The organism is Cupriavidus sp. FW305-3-2-15-C-LB2, assembly GCF_058787575.1.
Genome location: NZ_JBYSZW010000031.1, coordinates 47434 through 66533 on the forward strand (window position 1 = coordinate 47434; position 19100 = coordinate 66533).

Consider the following 19100-nt stretch of genomic DNA (forward strand, 5'->3'; position numbering starts at 1 on the left):
CACGGGGAGAGGCCAGGGTGAGGGGCGGTTCAGCAAGGCACCACGCCACCAGAACCGCCCGCCCTCACCCCCGGCCCCACTCCCGCCGTGCGGGAGTGGGGAGCCAACCCTCAGCCGGCTTCCCCGGTATCATTTCCCTTTCTCCCCAGCCAGGTTCCCCACCATGGATTTGCGCGGCAAGCACATCGTTCTCGGCCTGACCGGCGGCATCGCCTGCTACAAGTCGGCCGAACTGGTCCGCCTGCTGACCAAGGCCGGCGCCACCGTGCAGGTGGCCATGACCGAGGCGGCGACGCACTTCATCACGCCGGTGACGATGCAGGCGCTGTCCGGCCGTCCGGTCTTCCTGTCGCAGTGGGATGCCCGCATCGACAACAACATGGCGCACATCGACCTGTCGCGCGAGGCCGATGCCATCGTCATCGCTCCGGCCTCGACCGATTTCATGGCGCGCCTGGCCAACGGGCTGTGCGACGACCTGCTCAGCACCCTGTGCATCGCGCGCGACTGCCCGCTGCTGGTGGCACCGGCGATGAACCGCCAGATGTGGGCCGCCCCCGCCACCCAGCGCAACGCCGCGCAACTGCGCGCCGACGGCGTGATGATCCTGGGCCCCGGCAGCGGCGACCAGGCCTGCGGCGAGGTCGGCGACGGCCGCATGCTGGAGCCCGAAGAACTGCTCGACGACATCATCGCCTTCTTCCAGCCCAAGCCGCTGCAAGGCAAGCGCGTGCTGATCACCGCCGGCCCGACCTTCGAGGCGATCGACCCGGTGCGCGGCATCACCAACCTGTCGTCCGGCAAGATGGGCTTCTCGATCGCGCGCGCGGCGCGCGAGGCCGGCGCCGAGGTGCTGCTGGTGGCCGGCCCCACCGGCCTGCCCACCCCGCGCGGCGTGCTCCGCACCGACGTGCGCAGCGCGCAGCAGATGCATGACGCGGTGATCGCGCAGCTGCACGGCGTGGATGTCTTTGTCGCCGTGGCCGCGGTGGCAGACTGGCGCCCGGCTGAAGTCGCGCAGCAGAAGCTGAAGAAGGCCAACGATACCGACACCCCCACGCTGCAGTTCGTGCAGAACCCCGACATCCTGGCCACGGTCGCGGCGCGGGCCGACGCACCCTACTGCGTCGGCTTTGCCGCCGAGAGCGAGAACCTGGAGCGGTACGGCGAGCAGAAGCGCCAGCGCAAGGGCGTACCGCTGCTGGTCGGCAATATCGGCCACCATACCTTCGGCCTGGACGACAACGAAATCGTGCTGTTCGACGCCGCCGGCATGACGCGGCTGCCGCGCGCCGACAAGCTGTCACTGGCGCGCCAGCTGGTGGCGGCGATCGGCCAGCGCCTGCCCGGGCGCACACGGCCCTGATGGCGGGCGCGCGTCCGGTATCATGCGCGGCCGCCACCTATTCCGTTGAACCGATTTCCCCCAGAATTCCCATGACCCAGCCACTGAACCCAACCGTCGAAATCAAGGTGCTCGATGCGCGCCTGAATGAATGGGGCCTGCCCGCCTACCAGAGCGAAATGGCCGCCGCCATCGACCTCCATGCCTGCGTCGACGCCCCGGTATCGATCGCGCCGGGCACGCCCGCGCAACTGGTGCCGGCCGGCATCGCCGTGCACATGGGCAACCCGTACATGGCCGCGACCATCGTGCCGCGCTCGGGCCTGGGCCACAAGAAGGGCCTGGTGCTGGGCAATTCGATCGGCGTGATCGATGCCGACTACCAGGGCCAGATCATGGTCAGCGTGTGGAACCGCAACGCGCCCGGCACCGAGCCGATCGTGATCCAGCCGGGCGAGCGCATCGCGCAGATGATGTTCGTGCCGGTGCTGCGGCCGGTGTTTTCGACGGTGGCAGAATTCAGCGAAGACAGCGAACGCGGCGCGGGCGGCTTTGGCTCGACCGGCGTGCACCACGCCAAGGCCAGCGCCTGACGCAGCCTCTGGCCGCACAAGACACTGGCGCCCCGCGGGGCGCCAGTTTGCTTTTCAGCCCTGCTGCTCGAACAGCAGCGCCACGCCGCTGGCGGCATCCGCCAGCACCAGGGTCTCGCGCGGGCCCAGGTCGTGGGTCGGCACACCCTGTTCGCGCCAGCCGGCACGTGCCGCCGCCAGGTCATCGGTGCGCAGGCGGATTGCAGCGTAGCCCGGCCCCTCGCGCCGGACATGCGCGGTGCCGGTGGCCGAAGCCAGCGCCTGCGGCGTGCTGACCACCAGCGTGGCATCGTCCAGCGCCAGGCTGCAGACATGTTCGCTCAGCTGCGTCAGCTCGCCGCCGGTCAGCTCCGCGTAGGCGTGCGCGGCGGCGTCCACCAGCGCGGGCGCCACCACCAGGAACATGGTGGCGATGCTGTGCGCGCCGTTGGCATGGCGGGTCCATTCGGGCCGCCACAGCAGTTCGGGCGTACGGTGCTCGCAGACGAAGTAGCGCGCGCCCGGCGCATCGTCAAGCGCGGTCACGCGGAAGGTGGCCGGGTGCTCGCTGCCGTCATCCAGCCGCACCGGACGCGAGAACTCGATCGGGTCCGAGGTGTGCCAGCCCGCCGCACGCAGCCGTGCCGCGGTGGCAAAGGCATCGGCGCTCTTGCACGACATCGCCGCGCAGCCGCCGCCGTGCGCCTGCGCATCCCAGTAGTACTGGCGGCTTGGGCTGGGCGCGGTCACGTGCAGCAACTCAAGGTAGTCCCGCCGCAGCATGATGCAGTGGTTCTGCGAGCCGAGCGTGTGGTAGCCGCGCGGCGTCAGCGTAAAGCCGAGCCGGCGCCATGCCCGGGCCCCGGCATCGAGGTCTGGGCACACCACCACCGCGTGGTCGAACATTTCCGCTTGCGTTGCCATCGGCATCCTCTCGGTTTCACGGCGCACCCGCGCCGGACATCGTCATTCGAACTGGATATTGGCCTTGCGCGCCACGGCCTGCCATTTGTCATGCTCGCGGCGCACCAGGTTGCCGAGGTCGGCCGGGCTGCCGCCCACGATCTCGAAGCCCTGCGCGGCCAGCGCATCGAGCACGCGCGGCTGGCGCAGCGATTCGACCAGCGCGTCGTGGATGCGCGTGACCGTGGATGCCGGCAGGCCGGCCGGGCCGAACACGCCGATCCAGGAGTAGGCCTCGAAGCCCTTGAGCCCCTGCTCTGCCACCGTCGGCACCTGCGGCAGCTGGCGCAGCCGGCTGGTGCCGGTCACGCCCAGCACCTTGATGGTGCGTGCGGCCACGTGCGCCTGCACGGCGGCGTAGCTGCTGAAGAAAATATCGACCTCGTTGGACAGCACCGCCTGCACGGCCGGGCCGCCGCCCTTGTAGGGCACATGCAGCATGCGTACGCCGGCTTCGGTCGCCAGCGCCTCTGCCGCCAGCTGGTTCAGGCTGCCGATGCCGGACGAGGCATAGCGCACGCCGTCGGGCCTGGCCTTGGCCAGCTCCACCAGCTCGCGCACATTGGCCACGGGCAGCGCGGGATTGGCGGCAATCACCAGCGGAAAGCGCACCAGCTGCGAGATTGGCGAGAAATCGCGGAAGGTGTCGTAGGGCAGCTGCTTGTAGGCGAAAGGGTTGATGGCGTGGGTGTCGAAGGCCATCAACAGGGTGGTGCCGTCCGGCTTCGCGCGCGCCACGGTGCTCGATGCGATCAGGCCGCCGGCACCCGGCTTGTTGTCGACCACCGCGGCCTGCCCCAGCGTCGCCTTCAGCCCAGGCTGCAGCTGCCGGGCCACGATGTCGACGCTCCCGCCAGGCGGGAACGGCAGCACCAGCGCGATCGGGCGGTTGCCCGCCAGCGGTTCGGCGCCGGCGGCTGCAGCGACGTGGAGCATCGGGACGGGCATGGCACCCAGCGGCAGGATCTTGAGCAGCAGGCGGCGGCGCCGCGTGCGTTCGGCAGAGGACATCAGGGTTTTCAGGCTGGATTCCTGGCCGGTTGCGCGGCCAGCTGCGGCCGCAAACCCGTGCCCCGACGGGCATGGCCGGCGGCCGCCGGGACAAAAAGAAAAGGGGCGGCATGACTGCCGCCCCCGTATTTTGCCCGATGACCGGCCACGTTGCTGGCAACGCGGCCGATAACCGCTCAGGCTTCTGCGCGCTGTTCCTCGGGCGCCTCGGGCGGTTCCGGCTCGATCTCGGAGAAATCGAGCTTGATCTGGTCCTGCTCGTCCAGGTCCACCACCACCTTGCCGCCCGAAACCAGCCTGCCGAACAGCAGTTCGTCGGCCAGGGCCTTGCGGATCATGTCCTGGATCAGGCGCTGCATCGGGCGCGCGCCCATCAGCGGATCGAACCCCTTGTGCGCCAGGAACTTGCGCAGCTTCTCGGTAAAGCTGGCTTCCACCTTCTTCTCGTGCAGCTGCTCTTCCAGCTGCATCAGGAACTTGTCGACCACGCGCAGGATGATTTCCTCGTCCAGCGAGCGGAAGCTGATCATGGCATCCAGCCGGTTGCGGAACTCCGGCGTGAACATGCGCTTGATGTCAGCCATCTCGTCGCCCTGCTCGCGCGAGCTGGTGAAGCCGATGGTGGCGCGGTTCATGGTCTCCGCTCCCGCGTTGGTGGTCATGATGATGATCACGTTGCGGAAGTCGGCGCGCCGGCCGTTGTTGTCGGTCAGCGAACCATGGTCCATCACCTGCAGCAGGATATTGAAGATATCCGGATGTGCCTTCTCGATTTCGTCCAGCAGCAGCACGCAGTGCGGCTTCTTGGTGACGGCCTCGGTCAGCAGGCCACCCTGGTCGAAGCCGACGTATCCCGGCGGCGCGCCGATCAGGCGGCTCACCGCGTGGCGTTCCATGTACTCGGACATGTCGAAGCGCAGCAGCTCGATGCCCATGATGAAGGCGAGCTGCTTGGCGACTTCGGTCTTGCCCACGCCGGTGGGGCCGGAGAACAGGAACGAGCCGATCGGCTTGTCGGTCTTGCCCAGGCCGGCGCGCGACATCTTGATCGCCGAGGCCAGTGCCTCGATCGCCGGGTCCTGGCCGAACACCACCGACTTCAGGTCGCGGTCCAGCGTCTGCAGCTTGCTGCGGTCGTCCTGGTTCACGCTCTGCGGCGGGATGCGTGCGATGCGCGAGACGATGTCCTCGATCTCGCCCTTGCCGATGGTCTTCTTCTGCTTGGACTTCGGCAGGATGCGCTGCGCCGCGCCGGCTTCGTCGATCACGTCGATCGCCTTGTCGGGCAGGTGACGGTCGGTGATGAAGCGGGCCGACAGCTCCGCTGCCGCGGTCAGCGCCGAGGCCGCGTACTTGACGCCGTGGTGCTCCTCGAAGCGCGACTTCAGGCCGCGCAGGATCTGCACGGTCTGGTCGACCGAAGGCTCGACCACGTCGATCTTCTGGAAGCGCCGCGACAGCGCCGCGTCCTTCTCGAAGATGCCGCGATATTCCGTGAAGGTGGTCGCGCCGATGCACTTGAGCTGGCCCGACGACAGCGCCGGCTTGAGCAGGTTGCTGGCGTCCAGCGTCCCGCCCGAGGCAGCGCCCGCGCCGATCAGCGTGTGGATCTCGTCGATGAACAGGATCGCGTTCGGATTATCCTTGAGCGACTTGAGCACGCCCTTCAGGCGCTGCTCGAAGTCGCCGCGGTACTTGGTGCCGGCCAGCAGCGCGCCCATGTCGAGCGAGTAGACGGTCGCCTTTTCCAGGATGTCCGGCACCTCGTTCTTGGTGATGCGCCACGCCAGGCCCTCGGCGATCGCGGTCTTGCCGACGCCGGCCTCGCCCACCAGCAGCGGGTTGTTCTTGCGCCGGCGGCACAGCACCTGGACCACGCGCTCGACTTCGCTCTCGCGGCCGATCAGCGGGTCGATCTTGCCGGCCTTGGCCAGCGTGTTCAGGTTCTGGGTGTATTGCTCGAGCGGGCTTTCCTTGCCGTCGCCGCCCTCGCCTTCGCCGGCGGCATCGCCATGCTTGGCGGGCTCGGACTGGTCCTTGCGGATGCCGTGGCTGATGAAATTGACCACGTCCAGCCGCGTCACGCCCTGCTGCTGCAGGTAATAGACCGCGTGCGAATCCTTCTCGCCGAAAATCGCGACCAGCACGTTGGCACCCGTCACTTCCTTCTTGCCGTTGGAAGTGGACTGGACGTGCATGATCGCGCGCTGGATCACGCGCTGGAAACCGAGCGTGGGCTGGGTATCGACCTCGTCGGTACCCGGCACTACCGGCGTGTTATCCGCGATGAAGTTCTTAAGGCTGGTGCGCAGGTCTTCTATATTGGCCGCGCAGGCGCGCAAGACTTCCGCTGCCGTGGGATTGTCGAGCAATGCCAGCAGCAGGTGCTCCACGGTAATGAACTCGTGGCGTGCCTGCCTGGCTTCGACAAACGCCATATGCAGGCTCACTTCCAATTCTTGCGCAATCATGCTTCCTCCATCACGCACTGCAGGGGATGCCCCGCCTGCCGCGCGTGCGTTGACACCAGCTCGACCTTGGTCGCTGCAATATCCCTGGTGTAGATACCGCAGACGCCCTTTCCTTCCCGGTGCACGGTGAGCATGATCTGCGTCGCCGTTTCCCGGTCCCTGCTGAAATACTGCTGCAGGATCATCACTACAAACTCCATCGGAGTGTAGTCGTCATTAAGCAGCACCACCTTGAACATGGCGGGCGGTTTAAGCGCCTGCTCTTTCCGCTCCAGGATGGTGCCCGCTTCGCGTTGTGGGACATTCGCAAGCCGTGTAGCCATGGCTTTATTCTAACCCTTACTCGCAACTCTGCAATTTGGGGAAAAGGCGCCGGATTCAAGAGCCGGGCCACCTGTTTCCGGTGGTGGAAGGACGCGGGATTTCACGCGGGAGGCATTGCAAGGCACGTGGCCGGCGCGGGCGGGACAGCAAGCACGGCAGCCCTGGCGCATGCCGCCAAGGTACCACCAGGTGCCGTCCCATTCCCGCCACACCCTGCTGGCAGTGGGGAATCCGCCAACTTGACAGTATCCTGCTTTGCCAGAAGAATCGTTCGCACACCTGCCGACGGCCAACGAGCCAAAGCAACAGCCGAGACAGGTGATCCGTGAGCAGGGAGGCCACGGCCGCCGCGGCGGCGAGTCAGCATCGAGACTGTCCGCCACGCGATTGCACCTCGCCGCGCGTCATCGCCGGCCGCGCCTCAGGACGCGGCAGGTCATGGCGCCGCAGTCCGTGCCGTCTGGCCGGCAAGGCTTCCCCGCTTTGAAATCTGCTATTTCGTGGGGGAGTATATGGCAAGCGGTATCGTCAAATGGTTCAATGACGCCAAGGGCTTCGGGTTCATCAAGCCGGACGAGGGCGAAGAAGAACTGTTTGCGCACTTTTCGGCTATCCAGATGTCCGGCTTCAAGACGCTGAAGGAAGGTCAACGCGTCTCGTTCGAGGTGGTCCAGGGCCCCAAGGGCAAGCAAGCCACCAATATCCAGGACGCCAGCTAAAGCGCGCCGCGACCGCATCCCGGCCGCAGAGCCGCGGAGCGGTCAACCAGGGTGTGGGGGGAGCTCCCCCGGGACGGGATCGATGCCAGCGCCCCGCGTTGCCGCCACGGCGGCGCGGCGGGTGCCGGCGCGGATCAGCTGCACGCACCACATCCGACTGAAAGCCCGGCTTCGCGCCGGGCTTTCTGCTTTCCGGGCCCCCGGGTCCGGACCATCAGGCCCAGCCGTCGATCTTCAGCCCGCTGGCCTGCTCGGCCTCTTCCCTGGTGACCTTGCGCACAGTCTGGCCGAAGGTCCAGACATGGCCCTCCGCGTCCCGGGCCGTGTAGGTCCGGTCGCCGTAGAACTCGTCCTGCGGCTCGCGCAGGATCACGGCGCCGGCGGCGCGGGCGCGCTCGCAATGCTGGTCCAGCCCTTCCTGCAGGTGCACGTGCAGGGTCTGGGTATTCTTGCCCCCGATCGAGGCCGGGCTGGCGGTAAAGTCCGCCCACTCGCTGCCCACCATCAGGTAGCTGTCGCCGAAACGCATTTCAGAATGCACCAGCTGGTCCTGCTGGTCGCGGATCACCATGACCCGCTCAAAGCCGAAGGCGCGCTCCAGCCAGTCCAGGGCCGCCAGCGGGTCCTTGTAGAAGAGGGCCGCACCGAACGCGGTGCGGCGGAAGGGATCGTCCATGCCTGTCTCCTCGGGCCGCCAGGCCCGTCAGTCCAACCCCTGACGTTCTAGGCAACAGTGGCGCCCGGGGCAAGAAAAAACCCCGGCGCCGACCAGACGGCACCGGGGTTTTCCTTGGCAGGTCGCCCGCCGCAGCGGGAGTCCGTGCTTACATATTGTCGATCATCACCTGGCCAAAGCCCGAGCACGACACTTGCGTCGCGCCTTCCAGCAGGCGGGCGAAGTCATACGTCACCTTCTTGGACAGGATCGACTGCTCCATCGACGAGATGATCAGATCCGCGGCTTCGGTCCAGCCCATGTGACGCAGCATCATTTCGGCCGACAGGATTTCCGAGCCCGGGTTGACGTAGTCCTTGCCGGCGTACTTCGGCGCGGTGCCGTGGGTGGCCTCGAACATGGCAACCGAGTCAGACATATTGGCGCCCGGGGCGATGCCGATGCCGCCGACCTGTGCGGCCAGCGCGTCGGAGACATAGTCGCCGTTCAGGTTCAGCGTGGCGATCACCGAGTATTCGGCCGGACGCAGCAGGATCTGCTGCAGGAAGGCGTCGGCAATGGCGTCCTTGATCACGATGTCCTTGCCGGTCTTCGGGTTCTTGAACTTGCACCACGGGCCGCCGTCGACCAGCTCGGCGCCGAATTCCTTTTGCGCCAGCTCGTAGCCCCAGTCACGGAAGCCACCTTCGGTGAACTTCATGATGTTGCCCTTGTGCACCAGCGTCACCGACGGCTTGTCGTTGTCGATGGCGTACTGGATCGCCTTGCGCACCAGACGCTCGGTGCCCTCGCGCGAGACCGGCTTGATGCCGATGCCCGAGGTCGCCGGGAAGCGGATCTTCTTCACGCCCATCTCGTCCTGCAGGAACTTGATGAGCTTCTTCGCCTGCTCGCTTTCCGCCGCCCATTCGATGCCGGCGTAGATGTCTTCCGAGTTCTCGCGGAAGATCACCATGTCGGTCTTTTCCGGCTCACGCACCGGCGAGGGCACGCCCTTGAAGTAGCGCACCGGGCGCAGGCAGACGTACAGGTCCAGCTGCTGGCGCAGTGCCACGTTCAGCGAGCGGATGCCGCCGCCCACCGGCGTGGTCAGCGGACCCTTGATCGAGACCACGTAATCCTTGAGCACCTCCAGGGTTTCGTCCGGCAGCCACACGTCCGGGCCGTAGACCTTGGTGGACTTCTCGCCGGCGTAGATCTCCATCCAGGCGATCTTGCGCTTGCCGCCATAGGCCTTGGCCACAGCCGCGTCGACCACCTTGATCATCACCGGGGTGATATCGAGGCCCGTACCGTCGCCTTCGATGTAAGGAATGATCGGATTGTCCGGGACATTCAGCGAAAAGTCCTGGTTGACCGTGATCTTTTCGCCGGCCGGAACCTTGATATGTTGGTACATGACGTCTCCAGTACGGAACGGTTGTGACTGCCGCCGGTTCATGGCCGGTCGGCGAGATTCGGGGAGATGGCGCTGTGGCATTGTAGCGGGCCTTGCTGCGCGCCCGTGCTGCATTGCATCACCCTGGCGCCATCCTGGGCTGCCTTCAGTCTTATATAAGACACAAGACTAATTTCGTATTATGCAGCAATTTTTCATCATCCGCCAATCGGGCCGGACCCCAGATCCGCCGATTTCCCGGCCCGGCGCGCCGCTGCGGCATACTTGCGCCCCATGACCCTGATTGCCCTGAACAAGCCGTTTGGCACCATGAGCCAGTTCTCGGAACACCCGACGCGCCCGACGCTGGCCGCGTGCGTGAGCGTGCCCGGCGTCTACCCGGCCGGGCGGCTCGATGCCGACAGCGAGGGCCTGCTGCTGCTGACCGACGACGGCGCGCTGCAGGCGCGCATCGCCGACCCGCGCCACAAGCTGGAGAAGACTTACCTGGCCCAGGTCGAAGGCATTCCCGATGCCGCCGCGCTGGCCCGGCTGCGCGCCGGGGTAGACCTCGGCGACTTCGTGACCCAGCCCGCCAGGGTACGCGCCATCGACGCGCCCGACTGGCTGTGGCCGCGCCAGCCGCCGGTGCGCTTTCGCGCGGCGATCCCGACCGCGTGGCTGGAGCTGAAGATCCGCGAGGGCAAGAACCGGCAGGTGCGCCGCATGACCGCCGCGGTCGGCTTTCCCACATTGCGGCTGGTGCGCGTCGGGATCGGCCCGCTCGACCTGCGCGCGCTCGGCCTCGCGCCCGGGGCCTGCTGCGAGGTGTTGCCGGCGCAACTGGGACTGGCACCGGCAGCACCGCGCATGCGCCAGGAGCCGGCACCTCGATCCCATGTCTCGAAGACCAGACAGGCGAACGACACCAAGCGGCGTTCTCGTTACAAAAACTAACAAGTCGCGGGTCAACGCTGGCGGCAGCGCCCTCGTTCTTGTCGGGGACACGTCCTATCACGCGTCAAACTTTCCGACTGTTCTCATCCTTCGAGGTAATACGTCATGAAAAAACTGATCGCTGCTCTGGTTGTTGGCCTGTTCGCCACCGGCGCCTTCGCCCAGGCTTCGGCACCTGCTGCCGCCGACGCTGCAGCGCCCGCGGCCACCAAGGAAGCCCCGAAGACCACGACCAAGAAGAAGACCACCAGCAAGAAGCACAGCAAGAAGAAGGCTGCCCCCGCCGCTTCGGCCCCGGCTGCCCAGTAATCGCTGGCGCCCTTCCTGCCCCGTGCGCTCGCGAGGCAGGAAAGAGAAGGCAGGCTGCCGCCAGGCGCCTGCCTTTTTTGTTGCCGCGACAGCTCGTGATGCGCGACGTACGGCCCGCCGCACATCGGTACACTGCGCGTGCGCTATGCTTGCGGCTGCCGCTGCCCGCGCCATTTCAGACTGAACACCATGTCCTTCCTGTCCAACACGCTGTTGTCACGATGCTCCTCGATTGCCGGCCTGCTCGCGCTGAGCGCCGGGATCGCGCACGCGCAGGCCGCGCTGCCGGTGGTGCCGCTCACCGCAGGCATGTTTGCAATCCAGGCCGAGGTTGCCGCCACGCCGGCGGCACGCGAGCAGGGGCTGATGTACCGCACGACCATGGCCCCCAACGCCGGCATGCTGTTCGTGTTCGAGCAGAAGGCGGGCCACTGCTTCTGGATGCGCAACACCGAGCTGCCGCTGTCGATCGCCTTCCTGGCCGATGACGGCACCATCGTCAATATCGAGGACATGGCGCCGCGCACGGAGAGCAATCATTGCCCGAAGGCGGCGATCCGCTATGCGCTGGAAATGAACAGGGGATGGTTCGCGCAGAAAGGCATCAAGGCCGGCGCGAAAATCGGCGGACTGCCGCAGCCTCGCTGAGTGCGGCAGCGCCAGGCGGCGCCGGCAGGAGCGCCGGCGCGGGAGGCAGGAATCAGTCGCGGAAGTTGTTGAAGTCCAGCGGCGCCTCGGACACGTCCTTGCGCAGCATCGCCATCACGCTTTGCAGGTCGTCGCGCTTGGCGCCCGACACGCGCACCGCATCGCCCTGGATGCTGGCCTGCACCTTGATCTTGCTGTCCTTGATGATGCGCACGATCTTCTTGGACAGGTCGCCGGTCACGCCCTTCTTGATCGAGATCACCTGCTTGACCTTGTCACCGCTGATCTTGTCGATCTTGCCGTAGTCCAGGAAGCGCACGTCAACGTTGCGCTTGGCCATCTTGTTGATCAGCACATCCTTGACCTGGCTCAGCTTGAAATCATCGTCGGCAAAGGCAGTCAGTTCATTTTCCTTGTGCTCGACCCGGGCGTCCGAGCCCTTGAAATCGAAGCGCGTCGAGATTTCCTTGTTGGCCTGCTCGACGGCGTTCTTCACCTCAACCATGTTCGCTTCGCACACTACATCAAACGACGGCATTGCATTCTCCTTGTGATCCGTATGCCCGGAAGCCGGCCGCGCACGGCGCCTTCCGTATAATCCAGCCTACCTCGCAGTTCCGGGTCGCTTGCCCTCCAGCGGCGGCCGCGTCACCTTTCCCTTGCATGGCAGATTTCCACGAATTCTATCCCCTGCGTCGCCACAATACATTCGGATTCGACGCGCGCGCGCGCTTTGCGGTGCATGTGCGCAGCGAAGCCGACCTGACCGCGGCCCTGGCCGACCCGCGTGCCGACGGCCTGCCCCTGGTGGTCCTGGGCGGCGGCAGCAATGTGGTACTGACCGGCGACCTGGACGCGCTGGTGCTGCTGATGGAAATCCCCGGCTACCAGCCGGAGGAGACTGGCGATGCCTGGCTGGTCACCGCCGGCGCCGGCGAGAACTGGAACGCGCTGGTCAACCGCACCATCGCCGACGGCATGCCCGGCCTGGAAAACCTGGCGCTGATCCCCGGCACCGCGGGCGCGGCGCCGATCCAGAATATCGGCGCCTACGGGGTGGAGCTGCGCGAGCGCTTCGAAGGCGTGCGCGCCTATGACCGCCACACCGGCGCATTCGTGTGGCTGGACCTGCGGGCCTGCGGCTTCGGCTACCGCGACAGCCTGTTCAAGCACGCCGGCGCCGGCCGCTACATCATCACGGCGGTGACGCTGAGCCTGCCCAAGGCGTGGCAACCGGTGCTGTCGTACGGAGAGCTGGCGCGCGAACTCGATGGCCGGGCTGCGCCCGATGCGGCCACGATTCGCGACGCCGTGGTCGCGATCCGTTCGCGCAAGCTGCCCGACCCGGCACAGCTGGGCAATGCGGGCAGCTTCTTCAAGAATCCGCTGGTCAGCGCGGCGCAGCGCGACGCGCTGCTGCAGGCCAACCCGGACCTGGTCAGTTATGCGCAGCCGGACGGCTCGTACAAGCTGGCAGCCGGCTGGCTGATCGACCGCTGCGGCTTCAAGGGCATGACCGATGGCCCGGTGGGCGTCTACGGCAAGCAGGCGCTGGTGCTGGTGCACCACGGCGGCGGCACCGGCGCGATGCTGCTGGCACTGGCCAACCGCATCGCCGATGCGGTGCAGGCGCGCTTTGGCGTGCGCATCGAACCGGAGCCGGTAGTGCTGTAAAGCAGGTGGGCCAGGACCGGCCCGCCGCGCCGGTCACGCGAAGTGGCAGACGTAGTCCAGCGTTTCCTGCACCTCGATATCGAAGCTGCTGTTGCCCGGCACGCTGAACTGCTGGCCCGCGCCATAGGTCTGCCAGTCTTCCGAACCGGCCAGGCGCACGCGGCAGGTGCCGGCGTTGATTTCCATGATCTCGGGCGCGCCGGTGTTGAAGGTCAGCGCGGCCGGGAAGATCACGCCCAGCGTCTTGCGGGTGCCGTCCGGGAACAGCACGGTGTGGCTGACGCACTTGCCGTCAAAGTACAGGTTGGCTTTCTTGACGACCGACACGTTGTCGAACTGGCTCACTTCCATCTCCTTGGGTTTCTGTACGAAAGACGTAAAAAGAGGGGCCATCGCGGCCCCTCCCTGTTCACCCCGCGCCGCGCTGGTTCAGTAGCGGCCGCAGAGCAGGTATTCCATCAGCGCCTTCTGCACGTGCAGGCGGTTCTCGGCCTCTTCCCAGACCACGCTCTTGGGACCGTCGATCACGGCGGCCTCGACTTCCTCGCCGCGGTGCGCCGGCAGGCAGTGCATGAAGAGCGCGTCGGGCTCGGCGCGGTCCATCATCGGGGTCGTGACCATCCAGTCCTTGAAGGCGCGCTTGCGGGCGTCGTTCTCGGCCTCGAAGCCCATGCTGGTCCAGACATCGGTGGTGACCAGGCTGGCGCCCTGGCAGGCCGTTAGCGGATCGTCGAAGACCTTGACCAGGCCGGCTGCCGACGCCGGCACCATCGCCGGATCAAGCTGGTAGCCCGGCGGCGCCGAGAAATGGAAGGTGAAGCCGAGCCGCTCGGCGGCCTGGATCCAGGTGTAGGCCATGTTGTTGGCATCGCCGATCCACGCCACGGTCTTGCCGCGGATACTGCCGCGCTGCTCGATGTAGGTGAAGACGTCGGCCAGCACCTGGCACGGGTGGTATTCGTTGGTCAGGCCGTTGATCACCGGCACGCGCGAATGCGCGGCAAAGCGCTCGATGATGTCCTGGCCGAAGGTGCGGATCATGATGATGTCGACCATGCGCGAGATCACCTGCGCCGCATCCTCGATCGGCTCGCCGCGGCCCAGCTGCGAGTCGCGCGTGTTCAGGAACACCGCGTGGCCGCCCAGCTGGTGGATGCCGGCTTCGAACGACAGGCGCGTACGCGTGGAATTCTTCTCGAAGATCATGGCCAGCGTGCGGTCGTGCAGCGGGTGCCAGGTCTCGTAGTTCTTGAACTTGGCCTTCAGGATCCGCGCGCGATCCAGCAGGTACTCATACTCGTCGGGAGTGAAGTCGCTGAACTGGAGGTAATGCTTGATCGGGGTTGAGCTCATAAAACAAAGAAGGCGGCTCGGTGGGGACGCGCCGTCACGAAGTGTTCATGACTCAAGCGCGCCGCGGAGCCGCCTTTCGCGTCGCATACGCAATTTAACTGCAAGAATCATAAGGGATTATTTCTGCTTTGGCGAGTCCGGGACAACCCGGCACGGACTTGCGCCCTGCACTTGCCCGGGCCCGCTGACAGGTTCCCGACAGGATTTCGCCCTTATGCGCAACTCTTATATAAGATATAATACCCGCTGATTCACGCGGGGCCCGGCATACCCATGCCGCTGCCCGCCGCCGGCATCAAAAGTGCCCCCGCAAGACACCGACGCCCCGCCTTCCGGCTGGAACCAGCGCGAACCAAACGCGCCCCGGCCGCGTCAAACGGGCGCCCGTCCAGCGGGTTTACCGTCGAGTCGTCCGCCTCACCCGCAGTGTCCAGCCTCATGAACCCCAACGTTCGCGAATTCTTTATCCAAGGCATTACCAAGGAAGGCAAGACCTTCCGCCCGAGCGACTGGGCCGAACGGCTGTGCGGCGTGATGGCGCAGTTCCGCCCCGAGGGCGACAGCGGCGACCCGCGCCTGACCTACTCCCCCTACGTGCGGCCGATCTTCGCCGGCAATGTCAAATGCGTGGTGGTGGACGTGCGGCTGCGCGACATTGAACCCAAGGCGCTGGATTTCGTGCTTAACTTTGCGCGCGACAACAACCTGCAGCTGGTTGAAGCCTGTTCGCTGGAATAAGCGTGCCGGCCTGGCGCCGGAAAGCAAAAAAGCTCGTCGGATGACGAGCTTTTTTATTGGCGGATGCCTGGGCACCCTCCTCTGCTGGACCGCCGGGGCGGCCCGGGCAGCGATCAGGCAGCCATCGACTTGATGGCGGCCGACAGGCGCGACTTGTGACGTGCAGCCTTGTTCTTGTGCACGATCTTCTTGTCGGCAATGCTGTCGATCACGGCTTGCGAGTTCTTGAAGATCTCGGCGGCAGCGGCCTTGTCGCCAGCGTCGATGGCCTTGCGGACGGCCTTGACGGCGGTGCGCAGACGCGAACGCAGGCTGGAGTTGTGAGCGTTCTGGGCAACGGCCTGGCGGGCGCGCTTGCGAGCTTGTGCGGAATTTGCCATGTAAAAATATCCTGAATTCAGATGCGTGCCGCGGGGGACACAACAATTAAGTCATATCGAGCGACCCGGGATGCACTGACACACGAATCCGGAACGCAACTGTCCTTGTGAATCGGCAATTATACACAGATGCCGGCGCACAAAGCAACACGGCGGACACTTTGCCAGCTCAGGCCCGGGCGGGCGCCGGGCCGGTCCGTATAATAAGCGCCACATTGTGCCGGGGCACGTGGCGCGCCGGCAACTTTATCGCCCGGACCGCGTCTCAGTGGCGTCCCCGGCATGCGGTGCGCCCGCACCGATCCACCGTCCCGCACCGACCCGCACCTTGAACCTGCTCAAAGCGCTCGCCACCATCAGCAGCCTGACGATGCTCTCGCGCATCACCGGCCTCGTGCGCGAAATCCTGATCGCCCGCGCCTTCGGCGCGTCGGAGATGACCGACGCGTTCAACGTGGCCTTCCGCATTCCCAACCTGCTGCGCCGCATTTTCGGCGAAGGCGCGTTCTCGCAGGCCTTCGTGCCGATCCTGGGCGAATACCACACCAAGCGCGGCGACGAGCCGACCAAGACACTGATCGACGCCGTCGCCACGGTCATGACCTGGGTGCTGATGGGCGTGTCCCTGCTTGGCGTGATCGGGGCACCGCTGGTGATGACCGCGGTCGCCACCGGCTTCCGCGGGCAAAGCGAGACCTATACCGCGGCCGTGTTCATGACGCGGGTGATGTTCCCGTATATCGGCCTGATCTCGCTGGTGGCGCTGGCGTCCGGCATCCTCAATACCTGGCGCAAGTTCGCGGTGCCGGCCTTCACGCCGGTGCTGCTCAACCTGTGCCTGATCATCGCGGCCCTGTTCGTCGGCCCGCACATGGACCAGCCGATCTACGCGCAGGCGTGGGGCGTGCTGGTCGGCGGCGTGCTGCAGCTGGCGATCCAGGTGCCGGCGCTGCGGCGCCTGGGCGTGATGCCGCGGCTGAGCTTCAACCTGCGCGCGGCGTGGTCCGATCCCGGCGTGCGCCGCATCCTGCGGCAGATGGGGCCGGCGCTGCTGGCCGTGTCGGTGGCGCAGATCAGCCAGATCATCAATACCAATATCGCCTCGCGGCTGGCCGCGGGCAGCGTCTCTTACCTGACCTATGCCGACCGGCTGATGGAATTCCCGACCGCGCTGCTGGGCGTGGCGCTGGGGACCATCCTGCTGCCGAGCCTGTCCAAGGCCAACGCCTCGGGCGACCATGCCGAGTACTCGAGCCTGCTCGACTGGGGCCTGCGCCTGACCTTCCTGCTGGCGGTGCCCTGCGCGGTGGGGCTGTTCGTGTTCGGCGCGCCGCTGACCGCCGTGCTGTTCAACTATGGCAAGTTCGACGCCCACGCGGTCGAGATGACGCGCCAGGCGCTGGTCTCGTACGGCGTCGGCCTGATGGGGCTGATTTCGATCAAGATCCTGGCGCCCGGCTTCTATGCGCGCCAGGATATCCGCACGCCGGTGAAGATCGCACTGCTGGTGCTGGTGATCACGCAGGCCTGCAACTATGCGTTCGTGCCGTGGATCGGCCATGCCGGGCTGGCGCTGTCGATCAGCGCCGGCGCCACCATCAACGCGCTGCTGCTGTTCTTCGGCCTGCGCCGGCGCGGCCTGTACCGGCCGGCGCCGGGCTGGTGGCTGTTCCTGGCGCAGCTGTGCGCCTCGGTGCTGCTGCTGTCCGGCATGCTGCTCTGGTTCGCGCGCAACTTCGACTGGATCGGGCTGGGCGCGACGCCGCTGCTGCGCATCGCGCTGCTGGCTTCGTGCCTGGTACTTGCAGCGGTGGTCTACTTCGGTACACTGTGGCTCATGGGACTGCGCTACTCTGCCTTCAGGCGCCGCGCCGGCTGATGGGCCAGCGAATCTGCCAACGCATGGGCCACCTAACGAGCCGGCAATGGTGACCCACGCTGCGCGCGGTGCCGGCGGCTGCACCGGGAAACCGACATGACATCCACCAAAGTCCTGGATTATTTCGCCAGCCTCGTGGCTGACGAAAACGGCATCCCGCTGACCGAAACCGCGCTGTCCATCGCGCAGGACGCCTACCCCGACCTGGACCTGCAGTCCGAGCTTGCGGCGCTGGACGTGCTGGCGCTGCGCCTGAAGCGCCGGATCGCCGAAGGCACCCCCGCGATCCAGCGGCTGCGCCTGCTGAACCATTTCTTCTATCGCGACCTGGGTTTCGGCCCGAACGCGAACGACTACTACGACCCCGACAACTCCTACCTGAACGTGGTGCTGCGCCAGCGGCGCGGCATCCCGATCTCGCTTGCGGTGCTGTTCATGGAGCTGGGCCAGCAGATCGGCCTGCCGCTCAAGGGCGTGTCGTTCCCCAACCATTTCCTGCTGCGCATGACGATTCCTGCCGGCGAGGTGATCCTGGACCCGCTCACCGGCGAGACCCTGTCGAAGGAACGGCTGCGGGAAATGCTGGACCCGTACCTGGAGCGCGAAGGCATCAGCGATGCCAGCCAGGTGCCGCTGGGCCTGTTCCTGCGCGCGGCCAGCCACCGCGAGATCGTCGCACGCATGCTGCGCAACCTGAAGGCGATCTACCTGCAGGAGTCGCGCTGGCAGAGGCTGCTGGCGGTGCAGAACCGGCTGGTGATCCTGCTGCCGGGTTCGATCGAGGAAGTGCGCGACCGGGGGCTGGCGTACGCCAACCTGGAGTGCTTCCGCCCCGCGCTGGCCGACCTGGAAGCCTATGTGCTCGCCCGGCCCGATGCGGCCGATATCGGCCAGATCCGCGAGCGCATGCCGGCGCTGCGGATGATGAGCCGCAGCCTCAACTAAGAACCCGCTTCATAGTGAAAAAAGGGCGCGAAGGCTGCGCGGCCCCTCACTTGCTCAGCGCTCCACGCGCGTGGGCCGGCGGCGGTTGCCGCGCACCAGCTTCCACAGCCCGCCCAGAACCAGCGGCACCACGGCCGCGCCAATGCCGGCCAGCACGATCAGGTTCAGGTACTGGCGGATGAACGGCAGGTTGCCGAAGAAGTAGCCGGCAAAGACCAGGCCGACCACCCAGGCCACGGCGCCGACCACGTTGAACATCTGGAAGCGCGCAAAGGTCATCTGCGACACGCCCGCCACGAACGGGGCGAAGGTGCGCACGATCGGCACGAAGCGCGCCATCACCAGCGTCTTGCCGCCGTGCCGCTCATAGAAGTCATGGGTGCGGCGCAGCGCATCCTGGTCCAGGAAGCGCCACTGATGGTCGAACACCTTGGGCCCGATCCAGCTGCCCACCAGGTAGTTGACGGTATTGCCGGAAATCGCCGCCACCAGCAGCAGGCCGATCAGTGCCCACTCGTTCATGGCGCCGGTTGCGCAGAAGGCGCCCGCGATAAACAGCAGCGAGTCGCCCGGCAGGAACGGCAGGACCACCAGACCGGTTTCGGCAAAGACGATCAGGAACAGGATGGCATAGACCCAGTGGCCGTACTGGTCGATGACCGTGCCGAGGTATTTGTCGACATGCACCAGCATGTCGATGAGCTGCAAAGCGAGATCCAAGTCGTTCCCCGTTGATGGTTTGGTTGACTGCGTTCTGT

Annotated in this window: 21 protein-coding genes; 10 read left to right on the plus strand and 11 right to left on the minus strand. The window is 66.2% G+C overall.

Annotated elements, in window-relative coordinates:
- The first annotated feature begins 163 nt into the window (after positions 1–163).
- A complete protein-coding gene (coaBC, locus tag AC3WRR_RS21505; protein ID WP_010814993.1) occupies positions 164–1366 on the plus strand; it encodes a bifunctional phosphopantothenoylcysteine decarboxylase/phosphopantothenate--cysteine ligase CoaBC in 1203 nt (400 codons plus the stop codon).
- Between the two features lie 71 nt (positions 1367–1437).
- Positions 1438–1938 (plus strand): dUTP diphosphatase, encoded by a 501-nt coding sequence (gene dut / locus AC3WRR_RS21510; RefSeq protein WP_011615967.1) that lies wholly within the window; start codon positions 1438–1440, stop codon positions 1936–1938.
- Between the two features lie 54 nt (positions 1939–1992).
- Here dut and AC3WRR_RS21515 read toward each other — a convergent pair whose 3' ends face one another.
- The 4 genes from AC3WRR_RS21515 to clpS form a co-directional block, all read right to left on the minus strand.
- On the minus strand, positions 1993–2841 hold the full coding sequence (locus AC3WRR_RS21515) for a VOC family protein (protein WP_037023630.1): 849 nt from the start codon (positions 2839–2841) through the stop codon (positions 1993–1995).
- Between the two features lie 42 nt (positions 2842–2883).
- Entirely contained in the window at positions 2884–3891 is a 1008-nt protein-coding gene (locus AC3WRR_RS21520) for a tripartite tricarboxylate transporter substrate binding protein (RefSeq protein WP_010814996.1), read from the minus strand.
- Between the two features lie 176 nt (positions 3892–4067).
- On the minus strand, positions 4068–6362 hold the full coding sequence (gene clpA / locus AC3WRR_RS21525; RefSeq protein ID WP_010814997.1) for an ATP-dependent Clp protease ATP-binding subunit ClpA: 2295 nt from the start codon (positions 6360–6362) through the stop codon (positions 4068–4070).
- Entirely contained in the window at positions 6359–6685 is a 327-nt protein-coding gene (gene clpS, locus AC3WRR_RS21530) for an ATP-dependent Clp protease adapter ClpS (protein WP_010814998.1), read from the minus strand. Before clpS ends, clpA begins: the two co-directional genes overlap by 4 nt.
- 513 nt (positions 6686–7198) lie before the next feature.
- Here clpS and AC3WRR_RS21535 point away from each other — a divergent pair.
- A complete protein-coding gene (locus AC3WRR_RS21535) occupies positions 7199–7405 on the plus strand; it encodes a cold-shock protein (RefSeq protein ID WP_010814999.1) in 207 nt (68 codons plus the stop codon).
- 214 nt (positions 7406–7619) lie between these two features.
- On the opposite strand, the gene AC3WRR_RS21540 is transcribed toward AC3WRR_RS21535, so the two are convergent.
- The gene (locus tag AC3WRR_RS21540; protein WP_010815000.1) at positions 7620–8081 is read right to left on the minus strand and encodes a VOC family protein; all 462 of its coding nucleotides are present in this window, start codon (positions 8079–8081) and stop codon (positions 7620–7622) included.
- Positions 8082–8229: 148 nt separating this feature from the next.
- Entirely contained in the window at positions 8230–9480 is a 1251-nt protein-coding gene (icd, locus tag AC3WRR_RS21545; RefSeq protein WP_010815001.1) for an NADP-dependent isocitrate dehydrogenase, read from the minus strand.
- A gap of 273 nt (positions 9481–9753) precedes the next feature.
- On the opposite strand from icd, the gene AC3WRR_RS21550 reads away from it, so the two are divergent.
- The 3 genes from AC3WRR_RS21550 (at position 9754) to AC3WRR_RS21560 (ending at position 11373) form a co-directional block, all read left to right on the plus strand.
- Positions 9754–10416 (plus strand): pseudouridine synthase, encoded by a 663-nt coding sequence (locus AC3WRR_RS21550; RefSeq protein WP_010815002.1) that lies wholly within the window; start codon positions 9754–9756, stop codon positions 10414–10416.
- Between the two features lie 105 nt (positions 10417–10521).
- The gene (locus AC3WRR_RS21555) at positions 10522–10725 is read left to right on the plus strand and encodes a hypothetical protein (protein ID WP_010815003.1); all 204 of its coding nucleotides are present in this window, start codon (positions 10522–10524) and stop codon (positions 10723–10725) included.
- A gap of 189 nt (positions 10726–10914) precedes the next feature.
- Complete coding sequence (locus AC3WRR_RS21560; RefSeq protein ID WP_010815004.1) at positions 10915–11373, plus strand: DUF192 domain-containing protein; 459 nt, start codon at positions 10915–10917, stop codon at positions 11371–11373.
- 52 nt (positions 11374–11425) lie between these two features.
- On the opposite strand, the gene AC3WRR_RS21565 is transcribed toward AC3WRR_RS21560, so the two are convergent.
- Entirely contained in the window at positions 11426–11911 is a 486-nt protein-coding gene (locus AC3WRR_RS21565; protein ID WP_010815005.1) for a YajQ family cyclic di-GMP-binding protein, read from the minus strand.
- A 125-nt stretch (positions 11912–12036) separates the two neighbouring features.
- Between AC3WRR_RS21565 and murB the strand changes: the two genes are divergently transcribed.
- On the plus strand, positions 12037–13047 hold the full coding sequence (gene murB / locus AC3WRR_RS21570; protein WP_010815006.1) for a UDP-N-acetylmuramate dehydrogenase: 1011 nt from the start codon (positions 12037–12039) through the stop codon (positions 13045–13047).
- Between the two features lie 33 nt (positions 13048–13080).
- Here murB and ppnP read toward each other — a convergent pair whose 3' ends face one another.
- Positions 13081–13392 (minus strand): pyrimidine/purine nucleoside phosphorylase, encoded by a 312-nt coding sequence (ppnP, locus tag AC3WRR_RS21575; protein ID WP_010815007.1) that lies wholly within the window; start codon positions 13390–13392, stop codon positions 13081–13083.
- 84 nt (positions 13393–13476) lie between these two features.
- A complete protein-coding gene (gene argF, locus AC3WRR_RS21580) occupies positions 13477–14400 on the minus strand; it encodes an ornithine carbamoyltransferase (protein ID WP_035821233.1) in 924 nt (307 codons plus the stop codon).
- 438 nt (positions 14401–14838) lie between these two features.
- Here argF and AC3WRR_RS21585 point away from each other — a divergent pair, with 438 nt between their 5' ends.
- Entirely contained in the window at positions 14839–15138 is a 300-nt protein-coding gene (locus AC3WRR_RS21585) for a DUF3579 domain-containing protein (RefSeq protein WP_010815009.1), read from the plus strand.
- A gap of 113 nt (positions 15139–15251) precedes the next feature.
- On the opposite strand, the gene rpsT is transcribed toward AC3WRR_RS21585, so the two are convergent.
- The gene (gene rpsT / locus AC3WRR_RS21590) at positions 15252–15518 is read right to left on the minus strand and encodes a 30S ribosomal protein S20 (protein WP_010815010.1); all 267 of its coding nucleotides are present in this window, start codon (positions 15516–15518) and stop codon (positions 15252–15254) included.
- 328 nt (positions 15519–15846) lie between these two features.
- Here rpsT and murJ point away from each other — a divergent pair, with 328 nt between their 5' ends.
- Positions 15847–17397: a murein biosynthesis integral membrane protein MurJ gene (murJ, locus tag AC3WRR_RS21595; protein WP_010815011.1), complete on the plus strand. Its 1551-nt coding sequence runs from the start codon at positions 15847–15849 to the stop codon at positions 17395–17397.
- Between the two features lie 96 nt (positions 17398–17493).
- On the plus strand, positions 17494–18342 hold the full coding sequence (locus tag AC3WRR_RS21600; RefSeq protein WP_492298098.1) for a SirB1 family protein: 849 nt from the start codon (positions 17494–17496) through the stop codon (positions 18340–18342).
- A 54-nt stretch (positions 18343–18396) separates the two neighbouring features.
- On the opposite strand, the gene AC3WRR_RS21605 is transcribed toward AC3WRR_RS21600, so the two are convergent.
- Positions 18397–19050: a VTT domain-containing protein gene (locus AC3WRR_RS21605; RefSeq protein ID WP_035821236.1), complete on the minus strand. Its 654-nt coding sequence runs from the start codon at positions 19048–19050 to the stop codon at positions 18397–18399.
- Positions 19051–19100: the final 50 nt, after the last annotated feature.